The organism is Leisingera sp. ABM4_103 (assembly GCF_056158685.1).
The window spans coordinates 42,052-57,085 of record NZ_JBSWTU010000007.1 but is presented as its reverse complement, the minus strand read 5'-3'; the positions used below and the strand labels follow the sequence as shown (position 1 = coordinate 57,085).

Genomic DNA, 15,034 nt, shown 5'->3' with positions numbered 1-15,034 from the left:
CACGGGAGAGGGAGGAAACAACAATGACGGACATCTACAACGTGCGCCTTGAGCCGGTCGGCGTGGAGTTCGAGGTCGAGGACGGTGAATACATCCTTGACGCCGCCTTTCGCCAAGGCATCGCGCTGCCGCATGGCTGCAAGGAGGGCCAATGCTCGGCCTGCAAGTGCGTCCAGCTCGACGGCGAGACCGAGATGGAGAATTACTCGACCTTCGCACTCAACGACATGGAAAAGGACGGCGGTCATATTCTGATGTGCCGCTCGCTGGCGCTCAGCGATCTCGAGATCGAATTGCTGAATTACGACGAAGAGGTGCTGTCCAAGAGCATCCCGGTCAAGCAGTTCACCGGCCGGATCACCGATTTCCAGAAGCTCACCCATGACATTCGCGGAGTCCAGATCGAACTGGATGCGCCTTTGAAATTCTGGGCGGGTCAATATGTCGACATCACGGTCAAAACCGAAGAAGGGGAGGAGATTACACGCTCGTTCTCCATGGCAAATCCGCCGAGCGAAACCCAAAAACTCGGCTTCATCATCAAGAAATACCCCGACGGACGGTTCAGCAACGAGCTCGACGACGGCGGCATCAAGGCCGGAGCAGAAGTCAGCATCGAAGGCCCCTACGGCATGTGCTTCCGACGCGAAGAGCGGCAAGGACCCGTGATCCTCGTCGGCGCCGGCTCGGGCATGTCGCCGGTCTGGTCAATCCTGAATGACCAGGTGACGAGCGGCGAAGATCGTCCGATCTACTTCTACTATGGCGCCCGCACGCAGGACGATCTGTTCCAGCTCGACGAGATAAGCGCCATCACCGACGCCCATCCCAATGTCGAATTCATCCCCGTCCTCAGCCATGAGGAAGAGGGCAATGGATGGGACGGCGCGCGCGGCTTCGTGCACGAATACGTCGACACGCACCTGCGCGAGCTGGGGATCGACGGCGAGGGCGATGTCTATGCCTGCGGCCCGCCGCCGATGATCGACGCGCTGACGCCAGTGCTCTTCATGCACGACTTCGATACCGACCGCATCTTCTACGACAAGTTCACGCCCACGTCCGGTTCTTCGGGCCACTGACGGCCCGAACGCTCGTGACGTGAACGAAACCCAAGGGAGGCAATCATGCCAGCAACATCCAGCTCAGTCGGATCCGGTGCCGCCGGTGCCGCGGAATTCATCGGCTCCAAGAGCCGCAAGTACAATTACTTCGAACCGCGCGGCAAGCGGGCGACCCACTACGAGGACGTCACCGTCGACGTCCAGCCCGATCCCGAACGCTACCTGATCCAGAACTGGATCATCGAGTTCGAGGGAGGCAAGGGCGGCGGTGCCTACCGGAAGGACAACACAGCCGCGCTGTCGTCGAACTGGCACGCCTTCCGCGCGCCCGACCAGGAATGGGAGCGGACTCATTACCAGCGCCAGTCGAAGATCGAGACCATGGTGCAGAACGTGATCTCGAACGCCCGCAAGGCCGGCGCGCACAAGGTCTTCGACAAAAACTGGCAGACCATCCTCCAGAAACACCTGGGCGCATGGAAGCATGCGGAATTCGGTCTCGGCACCTCGCTCATGCAGGCGCAGCGCTACGGCTATACCCAGATGATCAACAACGCCACGCTGACCAATTCCTCCTACAAGATGCGTCTGACCCAGGACATCACACTCTACCTGGCCGAGATCGGCATGGACATCGACGGCTGGGATGACACGCTGGGCAAGAAGATGTGGCTGGAAGATCCGATCTGGCAACCCTGCCGCGAGGCGATCGAAACGATTATGGGATCGGAAGACTACCTAGAGCAGTATTTCGCCATCAACATCGTCTTTGAGCCGATGGTGGGTGAGCTAATCCGCTCGGGCTTCTTCATGCAGGCGGCAGCGGCCAACAATGACTTCATCACCCCGCCGGTAATTTCCGCCGCCGAAGCTGACTATGAGCGCAACCTCGCGAACACCGTCGATCTGATCTACCTGCTGGCGCACGACGAAGAGCATGGCGAACACAACCGCGCGCTCTTCAAGTCCTGGCTCTCCAAGCACGGCGACCTGGCGGAAAAGGCCACCACCGCGCTTCAGCCAATCTGGTCGCAGCCGCATTCCAAGCCGGTCTCCTTCGAGGATGTCAAAGCCGTCTCGCAAGAGCGCCTTGGCAGAATCATCGCCGAGCTGGGCTTGTCGTAACTCTCTGAAAAGGAACTGGAACTATGTCTAGCACAGCGCGCAATGCGTCCAACCAGAACATCTTCAAGTCGATGAAGGACATCGACCTGACTTCACGCGAGGTCTCGCACCAGTGCGGCGTCACCATGAACGACAGCGTCGAGGCCCGTGCCATCGCCGAGTTCATGGAGGAAAACGATCCCAAGGTCACGATCACCTACAACCCGGCAACCATCCGGATCGATGGCGAGGGCAAGCTGATCTTCAAGATGAGCGAGATCACCGAGTACCTGGGCCGCGAGATGACTGCCGAGACCTTCGAGGTCAACACCTCGACCCACTACGGGCGGATGGTCCGGGTCGACGACGATACCGTGATCCTGTTCGGCGACATGAATGAGGTCATGGAATACATCTGATCGACCTCTGACAGCTCCGGGGCCGCTGCAGCCGCTACGCCCCGGAGCCCCCAATTTCTCAGCCAACGCAAGGGAGTACACCATGTTCAAGACACCGGATGGAAAAGAAATATTCGTGATCGACGGGCACACTCATTTCTGGGACGGCAGCCCTGAGAACCAGGCAAATATACACGGCAAGCAGTTTATCGACTGCTTCTATGCCTACCACACGAACCTGAGCCCGGAAGACCAGCTCTGGGAAAAGATCAAGTTCGAGAAGTATTCCGAGGACGACATCTATCGCGACCTGTTCGTCGAAGGGCCGGACGACATGGCGATCATTCAGACCACCGTGCTGAGCGATTTCTACAAGAAGGGCTTCGGCTGCCTCGAACGGTCTAGCGAAATGGCCAAGCGCCACCCGGAACGCTTCATTGTCAACGGCTCCTTCGATCCGCGTGATGGCGAGAAGGCGCTGGAATATATTCACTACATGAAGGAAGTCCACGACATTCAGGGCGTGAAGATGTACACGGCCGAATGGAACGGTGATAGCAAGGGCTGGGCGCTGAACGATCCGTCGGCCTACAAGTGCTTTGAACTCTGCGAGAAACTTGGCATCAAGAACATCCACGTCCACAAGGGCCCGACGATCATTCCTTTGTCGAAGGACGCCTTCAGCGTCGATGACGTGGATTACGCCGCCACCGACTTCCAGAATCTGAACTGGATCGTGGAACATTGCGGCCTGCCGCGGCTGGACGATTTCTGTTGGATCGCGACGCAGGAGACCAATGTCTATGCTGGGCTGGCGGTGGCGATGCCCTTCATCCATTCGCGCCCGCGCTACTTCGGCGAAGTCATGGCGGAACTGCTCTGGTGGGTCGGCGAGGACAAGCTGCTGTTCGGCTCGGACTACGCGATCTGGACGCCTGGGTGGCTGGTCGAGAAGTTCTGGAACTACCAGATCCCCGAAGACATCTCGGCCGAGCGCGGCGGGGTGCAGCTGACCGACGAGATCAAGGAAAAGATCCTTGGTCTGAACGCGGCAAGGCTATACGGCATCGATGTGGCGGCCAAGAAGGCCGAGCTGGCCGGCGCTCCGGTGCAGATCGCGGCGGAGTAGGGCGATGCTGGTGGCCAATCTCAAGGCAGAGCTGGAAACCGAGGTCTGGGACTGTCTCGACAATGTGACCGACCCGGAACTGGATGAGCCTGTGACAGACATGGGTTTCATCGAGCGGATCGAAGTCAAGGATGCCAAGTCGGTAAAGGTCGAGTTTCGTCTGCCCACCTATTGGTGTTCGCCCAACTTCGCTTTCCTCATGGCCTTTGGCATTCGCAGGGAGGTGACATCGCTGCCCTGGGTAATTGAGGCCGAGGTGCAGCTGAACGATCATTGCTTTGGCGACAAGGTCAACGAGGGTGTAAACAGCGGACGCGCCTATCACGACATCTTCGCGGAGTACTGCGATGGCGCGAAGCTGGACGAAGTGGTCGAGACCTTCCTCGCCAAGGCCTTCGACCGGCGGCAGGAAACCGTGCTGCTGGGCCTGCAGGCGCTGGGTCACAGGCCCTCCGAGATTGTCACGATGACGTTGGCCGAGTTGCAACAGGTGACTTTCAACGGCGAAGAGGAGCTGCGGCAACTGCCACGCTACCTCGACCTCTTGGCGGTGCAGGGTCTGGCCACCGAGCCCGACGATCTCGCCTTCACGACGTGGGAGGGGCACGAGATCGCGGTGGCGGATCTCAGCGATCATCTGACACGGCTGCGCAGCACCCGGATCAACATGGAGTTCAACGGCGCGCTCTGCCGGGGACTCGCCAAGACCCGCTACAAGGAGGTCGAGATCGGGCCCGATGGGCCGCAGCTCATCGACTTCATTGCAGGTCACGTGCCGCCTCGGGAAGAGGCCGCAGCGACCGACTAAGGCGCGGACAAACCGAAACTTCAAAGGGAGGCGCCCAGGTATCGGCCTGGGGCGACGGAGGAAGATATGGCTAAACTTATGATACATGGCAAGACTGCCCGCAATGCATTGGCCCGCGGTGTCGCGCGGCTGGCGGCGGCGGTGGAGCCGACGCTGGGCCCAAAGGGTCTGAACGCGATGGTCGACCGCCCGGTCGGCACGCCGCTGGTCACCCGCGACGGGGTCAGCATCGCCACCGAGATCGAGTTGAACGACCGGTTCGAGAACATGGGCGCGCAGGTGGTCCGCGAGGTCTCAATGCAGACCAATGACGTGGCCGGCGACGGAACCACCACCGCCATCGTGCTGGCCAATGCGCTGATCCAGCGCGGCGTGGACCTGACCGACAACGGCGTTAAGCCGGTGGACCTCTGCAAGGGGATCGATCTGGCCGTGGCGCGGGTGATCGATGGGATCGACGCCTCCTCGCTGAGCTGCGACGATCACCCGGAATACCTAGAGGCCGTGGCGCGCGTGTCCTCGACCGACCCCAAGCTTGGCGAACTGGTGGCCGAAGCCTATCGCCGCGTGGGTCGCGACGGGGTGATTTCGGCCGATTTCGGGGTGACCATCGAGACGACGATGGAAGTGGTCGAGGGCATGTCCTTCGAGCGCGGCTACATCTCGCACCACATGGTCACCGACCGAGAGCATATGGAGGCGGTGCTGCGCAACCCGTTGATCCTGCTGACCGACCAGAAGATCCTCAAGCCTGAGATGCTGGATACCGCCATTTCGCTAGCCGAGGGCGAAAATCGCCCGCTGTTGATCGTCGCCGAAGAGATCGCACCGGAAGTGGTGGTAAAGCTCTTGGACAACGGCGGGGCCGGTAAGTTCCTGATCGTGCATCCCCCGGAATACGGCCATTGGCGCACCGCGGTGATGGACGATCTTGCCATCCTGACCGGGGGTGAAGTTCTGGCCCGCGACCTCGGCAAGAAGATCGAGAACGTCACGCTGGCCCAACTGGGCGGGGCGGAAATGGTCCGCTCACATGCCTCCGGCACCTCGGTGCTGCGTGGCGAGGGCGATCCGGAGGCGATTACCGCCCGCCGCAACCAGGTCCAGCGCCAGCATGATGCGGCCCCGCCGAACATCGAGAAGGACAAGCTGCGCGAGCGGCTGTCTAAACTCACGGGCGGCAGCGCAATCATCTATGCAGGCGGTTTCACCCCGGTTGAGCAGAAGCGCACGATCCAGCTGATCGAGGACGCGCTTTGTGCGGTCCAGGCGGCCGCCGAGGATGGAGTGGTTGCAGGCGGTGGTACGGCGCTAGCGCAGATCTCTGACTGCCTCGACACGCTCGACGCGCTCGGCGACGTGGCCAAGGGCATCCAACTGGTGCGTTCGATCCTAACCGAACCGGTCCGCCGCATTGCCCGTAATGCCGGGGCCGACGTGGCCGCCGTGGCGCAGGCCGTGGCCGAGGGCCCGTCGGGCCACGGCTACAACGCCGCCGCCGGCACCTACGGCAACATGTTTGAGGTTGGCATCGTCGATCCCGCCCGTGTGCCTGCCAGTGCGCTAGTCAACGCGGCCTCGGTCGCGACGCTGATCCTGACCACGGAAACCCTGATCGGCGATCTCGACGAAGGCGAGGCCGATCCGACAGAAGGCCCCGCCCGCGGTGGCGGCGCCGAGCTTCTGGGCCGCGCCTGAGCGCTGTTTCATACCCGAGAGGCCGGGCGTTTCGGCCTCTCCCGAGAAAAGGAAATAAACAATGAAAGCCGCGAGACTATACGAATACGACCCCGACATGAACGTTGAGTTGAAGATCGAAGACGTCGCCGCGCCCACGATCACGGCCCCGGACGAGGTGATCGTCAAAGTCGGCGCCGCGGGCCTTTGCCGCACCGATCTGCACATCATCGAAGGCGTCTGGAAGGACATCATGGACACCGAGGGCAACCTGCTACCCTACGTGATGGGCCATGAAAATGCTGGTTGGGTTGAGGACGTGGGCAGCAATGTCACCTCGGTCAAACCCGGTGACGCGGTGATCTGCCACCCGTTTAACGCCTGCGGCATCTGCCTGGAGTGCCGCTATGGCCATGACATGTACTGCGACCACGGCAAGTTCCCTGGTCTCGGGCTGGATGGCGGCTTTGCTGAGTATTTCAAGACCAACGAACGCTCGGTCATCAAGTTGAACACTGGCATCACGCCGCTGAGCGTCGCGCCGATGGCCGATGCCGGGATCACCGCCTACCGCGCCGCCAAGAAGGCCGCGAAACTGCTCAATCCCGGCGGCTATGTCCTGCTTTTGGGCATTGGCGGGCTGGGCCATATCGCGCTCCAGGTGCTCAAGCACACCTGCGGCGCTCGGGTTATCGCGGTGGACCGGGAACCGGCGGCGCAGGTGCTGGCCAAGGAGCTGGGGGCCGACATCGTGCTCGACGGCGGGCCGAACCTCATCGACGAGGTCAAGGACCTGACCGGCGGCGGGGTGCATGTGGCGATTGATTTCGTCGGCGAGCACGGCACTGAGAACATCTGCTGGAAGCTGCTGCGCCAGGGCGGCGAGCTGATCATGGTGGGCTATGGCGGCACGGTCGAAGTGCCGACGCTGGAGCTTGTCGCCAACGAGATCAAGATCGGCGGCAGCCTTGTGGGCGACTTCGTCGAATTGGTCGAGCTGATGGAAATGAACGCAGACGGCAAGGTCACGATGCACCAGACCGAATACAAACTGGCCAACATCAACGAGGCGATTTCTGACTTCAAGGATCGCAAGTTCACCGGACGCGGCGTGATCGTACCCTGACACGCAGTCCGGTTCCCCGAGGCGCGCCGCCTGCGCGCCTTGCCTCGCGGGCCTGCGTCCTTCCCGTCTGCCCGCGAGGCTCCCTACCACCTTCAATGCCGAGGACACCATGGCCAAAGCCATCCATTCCATGATCCGCGTGCTGGACGAAAAGCGCTCGGTCGATTTTTACCGCAGGGCCTTCGGACTGACCGTGGCGGAACGTCTCGATTTCGACGGCTTCACGCTGGTTTATCTGTCCAATGACGAGGCCGCCTTTGAACTCGAACTGACGATCAACAAGGGCCAGACTGAGCCCTACATCCCGGGCAACGGCTATGGCCACTTGGCGGTCTGCGTGCCCGACGTGGTGGCGGAACACGCAAGGTTCGAGGCAGAGGGGCTGAAGCCCCGCAAGCTCGTCGATTTCAAACACGAGGGCGCAACGCTCGCCCGTTTCTTCTTCGTTCAGGACCCCGACGGTTACGAGATCGAAATCCTGCAACGGGCCGGACGCTACCGGTAATCCAGATCAGACAGGGAGGATCCCAATGTCACTACGCAAGCAAGGCATGACCCGCCGCCAGTTGCTGTCGCAAAGCGCGCTCTTCGGTGCGGGCTTCGTTATCGGCGCCGGTTTCGTCGCAGGCAAGGCCAGTGCCTCCAATTGGGCGCTCGAGGTCCAACATCTCAACCCCGAAACTATGGCGACGCTTATCCAAATGGCGCGCGATATCTATCCGCACGACCAGGTTGGGGATCAGTTCTATGCAATCGCGGTTAAGGGCTATGACAACGCAGAGGCGGCCGAAGGGGTTGAGGCCGGTGTCGCAGCGCTAAACGATGCGGCCAGGGGCGTGGGCTATGCCCGCTACATCGACATCGGGTGGGAACGTGACCGCGCCGATCTGTTGCGCGGTATCGCAGACACCGCCTTCTTCCAGAAGGTCCGCGGTGGTCTAGTGACCGGTCTCTACAACCAGAAAGCCGTTTGGCCGATCTTCGGATACGAGGGCGAGAGCTTCTCCGAAGGCGGCTACATCGACCGCGGTTTCGACGACATCAACTGGCTTTGAGGGGGCTTGACCAATGAGCGCACCATTTGACCTGACAGACGACAGCGTTGTTGTCGTGATCGGAACCGGCGCCGGCGGCGGCGTCCTGGCCAACGAATTGGCCCAGAAAGGCGTTTCCGTCGTCGCGCTGGAGGCTGGCGGGCGCTACCTGCCCGAGGATTACCTCAACGACGAATGGGACAGCTTCGGCCAGCTTGCCTGGGTCGACCCGCGCACCACCAGCGGTGATTGGCGGGTGTCGAAGGACTTCTCGGGCCTGCCGGCCTGGATCGTCAAGGCGGTCGGCGGTACGACCATCCACTGGGCCGGGGCGTCGCTGCGCTTCCAGGACCACGAATGGAAGGCGCGCAGCACCTATGGCGATGTCGCGGGGGCCAACCTGCTCGACTGGCCGATCGACCCGCGGGAGATGGACGGCTACTACACCCGCGCTGAGAACAAGCTGGGCGTGACGCGCACGGGCGGACGTGCCGGGCTGCCGGGCAACAACAACTTCAAGGTCTTCGAGAACGGCGCGCGGGCGCTGGGGTATGAAGCGGTCCACACGGGCCGGATGGCGATCAACTCGGCCGACTACGACGAGCGCCCGGCCTGCCAGCAAACCGGGTTCTGTTTCCAGGGCTGCAAATGGGGGGCCAAGTGGTCTGCCGCCTATACCGACATTCCGCGCGGTGAAGCGACAGGCAACCTTGAGGTGCGTGAACGCTGCCATGTTCTGCGGATCGAGCACAATGAGCGCGGCAAGGTCACGGGCGTCATCTATGTCGATGCGGAAGGCAACCAGCAGGAACAGAAGGCGCGGGTCGTCTGTGTTGCAGGGAACTCGATCGAAAGCCCTCGGCTCCTGCTCAATTCCGCCTCGCCAATGTTCCCCGACGGGCTGGCAAACAGTTCCGGCCAGGTCGGGCGCAACTACATGCGGCATGTGACCGGCTCGGTCTATGGGGTCTTTGATCAGCCGGTGCGCATGTGGCGCGGCACGACAATGGCCGGGATCATCCAGGATGAGGCGATAAACGACCCCTCCCGGGGCTTCGTCGGCGGATACGAGCTAGAGACTCTGGCACTGGGTTTACCATTTATGGCGGCATTTCTCGACCCCGGCGCCTGGGGGCGGGAGTTCACCACTGCGCTCGACCATTACGAGAACATGGCGGGCATGTGGATCGTGGGTGAGGACATGCCGCAGGAAACAAACTGCATCACGCTCAACACTGGCGTGACCGACCAGTACGGGTTGCCGGTGGCCAACGTGCATTTCGACGATCACCCCAACGACATTGCTATGCGCGATCATGCCTACAGCCAAGGCAAGGCGGTCTACGAGGCGGTCGGAGCGACCCGCGTCTTCCCGACGCCGCCATATCCGTCGACTCACAACCTCGGCACCAACCGTATGTCGGCCAACTCGCGCGACGGGGTGGTCAACGCCCATGGCCAGAGTCACGACATCGCCAACTTGTTTGTCTCAGACGGCAGCCAGTTCACGACCGGTGCGGCAGAAAATCCGACGCTGACCATCGTGGCGCTGGCGATCCGGCAAGCCGAGTACATCGCGGAGGAGCTTGGCCGTCAGAACCTCTGACCCCGCGCTGAGACACCGATACAAAACAGAATTTCCAAACCAGGGAGACGAAGATGGACGGAAATGACATGAGGAAGGCGGGCGGATGCCCCGTCATGCATGGCGCAACAAACAAGGCGGGGCGCAGCAACCGCGACTGGTGGCCGAACCAGCTGAATATTTCGGTGCTGCATCAGCATCAGCCAGTATCCAGCCCGATGCCCGAAGGCTTCAAATATGCAGAGGCCTTCAAGGCGCTCGACCTGGGTGCTGTCAAAGCAGACCTGACCGCGCTGATGACTGACAGCAAGGAGTGGTGGCCCGCCGATTACGGCCATTACGGGCCGTTCTTCATCCGCATGGCCTGGCATAGCGCAGGCACCTACCGCACCGCCGATGGGCGCGGCGGGGCCTCGGCCGGCAACCAGCGTTTTGCGCCGCTCAATTCCTGGCCGGACAACGGCAACCTTGACAAGGCCCGCCGGCTGCTCTGGCCGATCAAGGAGAAATACGGCAATGCCCTGTCCTGGGCCGACCTGATGATCCTCGCTGGCAACGTCGCCATCGAGAGCATGGGCGGCAAGACCTTTGGCTTCGCTGGCGGGCGCGAGGATATCTGGGCGCCAGAGGAAGACGTCTACTGGGGCGCCGAGGCGGAATGGCTGGCAACCTCCGACAAGCCGAACAGCCGGTATTCCGGGGACCGCGAACTTGAAAACCCGTTGGCTGCTGTGCAAATGGGCCTGATCTACGTCAATCCCGAAGGCCCGGACGGCAACCCAGATCCCATCGCTTCGGGTCGTGACATCCGCGAAACCTTTGCCCGGATGGCGATGAATGACGAGGAAACCGTGGCGCTGGTCGCCGGCGGCCACACCTTCGGCAAGGCGCATGGCGCAGGGGACCCGGCGCTGGTCGGGCCAGAGCCCGAGGCTTGCCCGCTGCACGAAATGGGATTCGGCTGGAAGAACGCGCACAAGTCCGGCAAGGGCGTGGACACCACGACCTCGGGCATCGAAGGCCCTTGGACGCCGAACCCGACCAAATGGGACAATGGTTATTTCGACGTGCTCTTCGGCTACGACTGGGAACTGACAAAAAGCCCGGCCGGCGCGCATATCTGGCACGCGAAGGGGCTTTCGGACGAGGATCACGCGCCGGAAGTCGATGCCTCAGTCTCCAAGGTGCCGGTGATGATGACCACTGCCGACATGGCGATGCGGATGGACCCGGTCTATGGCCCGATCTCCAAACGGTTCCACGAAAACCCAGAGGAATTTGCCGAAGCCTTTGCCCGCGCTTGGTTCAAGCTGACCCACCGCGACATGGGGCCCAAAGCCTGCTACCTGGGTAAAGAGGTGCCCGACGAGGAACTGATTTGGCAGGATCCGGTCCCGGTTGTGGATCATCCGCTGATCGACGACAAGGATATCGCGTCGCTGAAGGCGGAAATCCTGGGCTCCGGCCTATCGGTCGCCGATATGGTCTGGGTGGCTTGGGCCTCGGCCTCCAGTTTCCGCGGATCGGACAAGCGCGGCGGTGCCAATGGGGCGCGCATCCGTCTTGCCCCGCAGAAGGACTGGGAGGTCAACGAGCCGGATCGCCTGGCACACGTTCTCGATGTGCTGTCTGGCATCACCAGCGCTTTCAACGGCGGCGCGTCTGGTGGGAAAAAAGTGTCTCTGGCAGATGTTATCGTTCTCGCGGGCAATGCGGCCGTCGAAGAAGCGGCAAAAGCCGCAGGCCACGACGTTACCCTGCCGTTCACCCCGGGTCGCACCGATGCGAGCGCCGCCCAAACCGATGCCGAGTCCTTCGTTCCGATGGAGCCAATTGCAGACGGTTTCCGCAACTACGAGAAAGCCGCCTATTCGGTTCCGGCCGAGGCACTTCTGGTGGACAAAGCCCAGCTTCTCGGTCTCAGCGCTCCTGAGATGACGGTCCTAGTCGGCGGGATGCGCAGCATAGGCGCAACCCATAAAGGCACGGATACGGGTGTTCTGACAAAGAACCCCGGGGCGCTTAGCTCGGACTTCTTCGTCAACATTCTGGACATGGAGACGGAATGGGTGCCGGTCAACGGCGCCGAGCGTGTCTTTGACGGTTGCGACCGCGTCAGCGGTGCCAAGAAATGGACCGCGTCGCGCGTAGATCTTGTATTCGGATCGAATTCGCAACTTCGGGCGCTGGCGGAAGTCTATGCCAGCCGTGGCAATGAAGGCCTCTTCGTCTCCGATTTCGTAGCGGCTTGGAGCAAGGTTATGAATGCTGATCGGTTCGAACTGAACTGACGCCTGACACGGTGGATCAGACGAAAACCGTATTTGGTTTGTTAGCGAGTATGTCGGGGGCCAGACACGGGTCCCCGACAGGTTGTGTCTGCCATGTATGCCCAGATCGCGGAACCGCGTTTCGCCCACTAGACATGCTCGGAACACAACCAAAAACCGCAAGAAAAAGCCTGTTGCGGCCATATTCGATCCTAAAGTTTTGGCAATTGGCTGCGCAGCCTGCTAACATTTTTACACGGGAGGAAAAGTAGTGGTGGATATTTTTTCAAAGCGCGACGGTCCGCGTCTTGAAGACGTGAAGGCAAAGCGTCTTCTGTCGGAAAATGCTGGCACGATACGCAAACTTGCGGATCAGATCAGCAATGGCGGATTCAGCCGGATGCAGGCAGAGCAGGAGCGCCGGAAACAAGAGCCGAAGCCCGACGGACTGATCATTCACGACATGAAGGCGCGGGTCACATCCGACGTGCCCGAGCCTTATGTCAAGGTCAGCCTCAACAACCGTGTGGTGCTGGTCGACAAGTCGACAGGCCGCCAGATGCAGATGCTGGGCGAGATCCGCGGCAACTTCATATCGAAAAAATTTATGCTGGCGACGAAGGAAAACGGTTTCTTCTCGCCGCTGGAGGGCGGCACCGCCGCCGCGCTGGCGCATCTGGACGGGGTGGAGATGACCGACACCTTTAACGATCGCACCCTTGCAGAGGCGATTGAAGCCTTGCTTGTACCGCAGGACGATTGAACCCTTCCGCGCAATTTTCTCGTAATAGACCGGATGGAATACCTGCAGGGCCGTTAGTACAGGCCCGCAACGACACTTAAGAAAAGCGAGAGGGCGCAGCAATTGCCTGATAACTCCAGCTATTCGGAAGGCGATACCCGCAAGGCCTGGGAGAGATTTGTCTCCTCCGACAAGGATGGCAACGGGATGCCGACGAACGTACGGGATGAGATCCTCAATTCCTGGCGGCGCAGCCGGGAGTTGGGAGTCGATGCCGGCAGCCAAGCATCGCGCAAGGTGATCGACCAAAGCCAGTTGTTTCTCCGCCGCGAACGCAATTCCGCGCTCCGCCAGGCGGCCTCGGCGGCCTTCAAGCGGCTGGAGCCGCATCTGAAAGAGGCTCGCACCATCCTGATCCTGGCTGACAGCCAGGGGGTGATCATCGACGCCATCGGTGACGAACACGTACTGGACGAGGGCCAGGAAATCCATTTGCAACTTGGCGGCGACTGGAGCGAGCGCACCATCGGCACCAACGGCATCGGCACGGCTCTTAAGACCGGCAAACCCTCTTACGTGCACGCCTCCGAGCATTTTGCCGAAGGCGTACAGGCTTGGACCTGCGCGGGTGCGCCGATCTTCGACCCCCTCACCCAGAACGTGATCGGTGTCGTGGATCTGTCCGGTCCGCCGCAGATTTTTCGCCAGCACAATGTGGCGCTGGTCCTGGCGGCGGCGCGCGAGATCGAGATTGCGCTGGCAGAACAGAAACAGGTTGAACGCACGCAATTGCTGGAGGCCTTCCTGATGTCGGATTACAGCCGCGCGCATGACAGCGTGGTGCTGGTCGATCAGTCAGGCCGAGTGCTGTTCCGCCGAGGGCTGGACGATGATCCGCAGCGCCGGACCAAGGAATTGTCGGTCGGCCACAAGCTGTTGCCGAAACTCGAAGGCCTGTCAGACCAGGACATTCCCAAGCTCTTGCCTCGTAACGTTAAGGCGGAAGGCATCGAACGGCTCAAGCTGGAAGGCGTCTTTCGCGGCGCCGCCCTGTTTCTCAAGGACAAGGGCAAGATGCAGCGTAAGGCTGGAGCAACCTGCACCATCAAGCCGCGGGTCAATGTGGCCGAGGGCGAGATCCAGATCATCGGGTCGTCGCCGAAGATGGCGGATGCCATCGGCCTGGCCGAACGCGCGGCGCTGGCCAATGTTTCGGTGCTGATTCAAGGTGAAACCGGGGTCGGCAAAGAATTGTTCGCGCGCCTGATCCACAGCCGCATACCGGATAACAAAGCGCCCTACGTGCCGGTTAACTGCGCTGCCATTTCCAGCGATCTGATCGGCGCGGAACTGTTCGGCTATTCGGAGGGCGCCTTTACCGGCGCCGTCCGGGGCGGGCGCGCCGGGAGGTTCGAACAGGCCAACAACGGGGTGCTCTGCCTCGACGAGATTGGCGACATGCCGATCGAATTGCAGCCCTACCTGCTCAGGGCGCTCGAACAGCGGGCGATTTACCGAATGGGTGACAACAAGCGGCGCCCGGTCGATGTCCGGTTGGTTTCGATGACCAACCGCGACCTGCGCCAGGAGATCGAGAAGGGCAATTTCCGCCGCGACCTGTTCTACCGGATCGGGGTGATGACCATCGAGGTGCCCCCCTTGCGCGAACGCGGCAACGACATCGTCGCGTTGCTCGACCATTTCTCAAAGAAATATGCCGAAGAAACCGGACGCCCGCCGATGACCTTTGCCGAGCGGGCGATGGAATTGATGCTGCAATACCAGTGGCCCGGCAACGTCCGGGAGCTAAGAAATGTCGTCCAGCGCTTCTACCTTATGAAGTCGGGTGGTTTCGTGACTGAGCGGGACCTGCCACCGGAGATTCAGGACGATTTCGATGATGGCACCGAGGATTCGCTGGAGCACATCCTCGGCGGCCATTCCGGTGACTTGGAAAGCATCGAGGCCAGCGCCATTCGCCGGGCGATCACTGCGGAGAACGGCAACCTGACCAAGGTGGCTCAGGTTCTGGGGATCTCGCGGCCAACGCTTTATCGCAAGATCAAGCGGTATCACATCCGCAAGGTCTGAGGTCGC

General features: G+C 61.3%; 13 protein-coding genes. All 13 read left to right on the top strand.

The window, feature by feature from the left end; genetic code table 11:
* The first annotated feature begins 23 nt into the window (after positions 1-23).
* Entirely contained in the window at positions 24-1,082 is a 1,059-nt protein-coding gene (locus ACXAED_RS22595) for an NADH:ubiquinone reductase (Na(+)-transporting) subunit F (RefSeq protein ID WP_174149213.1), read from the top strand.
* 45 nt (positions 1,083-1,127) lie between these two features.
* Entirely contained in the window at positions 1,128-2,189 is a 1,062-nt protein-coding gene (locus ACXAED_RS22590) for an aromatic/alkene monooxygenase hydroxylase subunit beta (RefSeq protein WP_475053801.1), read from the top strand.
* A gap of 23 nt (positions 2,190-2,212) precedes the next feature.
* Positions 2,213-2,587, top strand: a complete 375-nt coding sequence (locus ACXAED_RS22585) for an MmoB/DmpM family protein (RefSeq protein WP_222506249.1) — start codon at positions 2,213-2,215, stop codon at positions 2,585-2,587.
* 82 nt (positions 2,588-2,669) lie between these two features.
* Complete coding sequence (locus ACXAED_RS22580) at positions 2,670-3,695, top strand: amidohydrolase family protein (RefSeq protein WP_475053798.1); 1,026 nt, start codon at positions 2,670-2,672, stop codon at positions 3,693-3,695.
* 4 nt (positions 3,696-3,699) lie between these two features.
* Positions 3,700-4,503, top strand: coding sequence for an iron-sulfur cluster assembly protein (locus ACXAED_RS22575; RefSeq protein WP_222506247.1), 804 nt, complete (start codon positions 3,700-3,702; stop codon positions 4,501-4,503).
* Between the two features lie 66 nt (positions 4,504-4,569).
* Positions 4,570-6,201: a chaperonin GroEL gene (groEL, locus tag ACXAED_RS22570; protein WP_174149218.1), complete on the top strand. Its 1,632-nt coding sequence runs from the start codon at positions 4,570-4,572 to the stop codon at positions 6,199-6,201.
* Positions 6,202-6,262: 61 nt separating this feature from the next.
* Complete coding sequence (locus tag ACXAED_RS22565; RefSeq protein WP_174149219.1) at positions 6,263-7,306, top strand: NAD(P)-dependent alcohol dehydrogenase; 1,044 nt, start codon at positions 6,263-6,265, stop codon at positions 7,304-7,306.
* Positions 7,307-7,415: 109 nt separating this feature from the next.
* Positions 7,416-7,811 (top strand): VOC family protein, encoded by a 396-nt coding sequence (locus ACXAED_RS22560; RefSeq protein ID WP_475053794.1) that lies wholly within the window; start codon positions 7,416-7,418, stop codon positions 7,809-7,811.
* Positions 7,812-7,836: 25 nt separating this feature from the next.
* A complete protein-coding gene (locus tag ACXAED_RS22555; RefSeq protein ID WP_475053791.1) occupies positions 7,837-8,361 on the top strand; it encodes a Twin-arginine translocation pathway signal in 525 nt (174 codons plus the stop codon).
* 13 nt (positions 8,362-8,374) lie between these two features.
* Entirely contained in the window at positions 8,375-9,946 is a 1,572-nt protein-coding gene (locus ACXAED_RS22550) for a GMC family oxidoreductase (protein ID WP_475053789.1), read from the top strand.
* 53 nt (positions 9,947-9,999) lie between these two features.
* On the top strand, positions 10,000-12,216 hold the full coding sequence (katG, locus tag ACXAED_RS22545) for a catalase/peroxidase HPI (protein ID WP_475053786.1): 2,217 nt from the start codon (positions 10,000-10,002) through the stop codon (positions 12,214-12,216).
* Positions 12,217-12,469: 253 nt separating this feature from the next.
* Positions 12,470-12,958, top strand: coding sequence for a hypothetical protein (locus ACXAED_RS22540; RefSeq protein WP_475053784.1), 489 nt, complete (start codon positions 12,470-12,472; stop codon positions 12,956-12,958).
* Positions 12,959-13,060: 102 nt separating this feature from the next.
* Positions 13,061-15,028, top strand: a complete 1,968-nt coding sequence (locus tag ACXAED_RS22535; protein ID WP_475053782.1) for a sigma-54-dependent Fis family transcriptional regulator — start codon at positions 13,061-13,063, stop codon at positions 15,026-15,028.
* Positions 15,029-15,034 lie beyond the last annotated feature (6 nt).

Bases quoted from the DNA above. Each gene is read 5' to 3' on its own strand.
- groEL (WP_174149218.1), top strand. From the start codon at position 4,570: ATGGCTAAACTTATGATACATGGCAAGACTGCCCGCAATGCATTGGCC.
- ACXAED_RS22580 (WP_475053798.1), top strand. From the start codon at position 2,670: ATGTTCAAGACACCGGATGGAAAAGAAATATTCGTGATCGACGGGCAC.
- ACXAED_RS22575 (WP_222506247.1), top strand. From the start codon at position 3,700: ATGCTGGTGGCCAATCTCAAGGCAGAGCTGGAAACCGAGGTCTGGGAC.
- ACXAED_RS22560 (WP_475053794.1), top strand. From the start codon at position 7,416: ATGGCCAAAGCCATCCATTCCATGATCCGCGTGCTGGACGAAAAGCGC.
- ACXAED_RS22555 (WP_475053791.1), top strand. From the start codon at position 7,837: ATGTCACTACGCAAGCAAGGCATGACCCGCCGCCAGTTGCTGTCGCAA.
- ACXAED_RS22565 (WP_174149219.1), top strand. From the start codon at position 6,263: ATGAAAGCCGCGAGACTATACGAATACGACCCCGACATGAACGTTGAG.
- katG (WP_475053786.1), top strand. From the start codon at position 10,000: ATGGACGGAAATGACATGAGGAAGGCGGGCGGATGCCCCGTCATGCAT.
- ACXAED_RS22585 (WP_222506249.1), top strand. From the start codon at position 2,213: ATGTCTAGCACAGCGCGCAATGCGTCCAACCAGAACATCTTCAAGTCG.
- ACXAED_RS22550 (WP_475053789.1), top strand. From the start codon at position 8,375: ATGAGCGCACCATTTGACCTGACAGACGACAGCGTTGTTGTCGTGATC.
- ACXAED_RS22595 (WP_174149213.1), top strand. From the start codon at position 24: ATGACGGACATCTACAACGTGCGCCTTGAGCCGGTCGGCGTGGAGTTC.
- ACXAED_RS22590 (WP_475053801.1), top strand. From the start codon at position 1,128: ATGCCAGCAACATCCAGCTCAGTCGGATCCGGTGCCGCCGGTGCCGCG.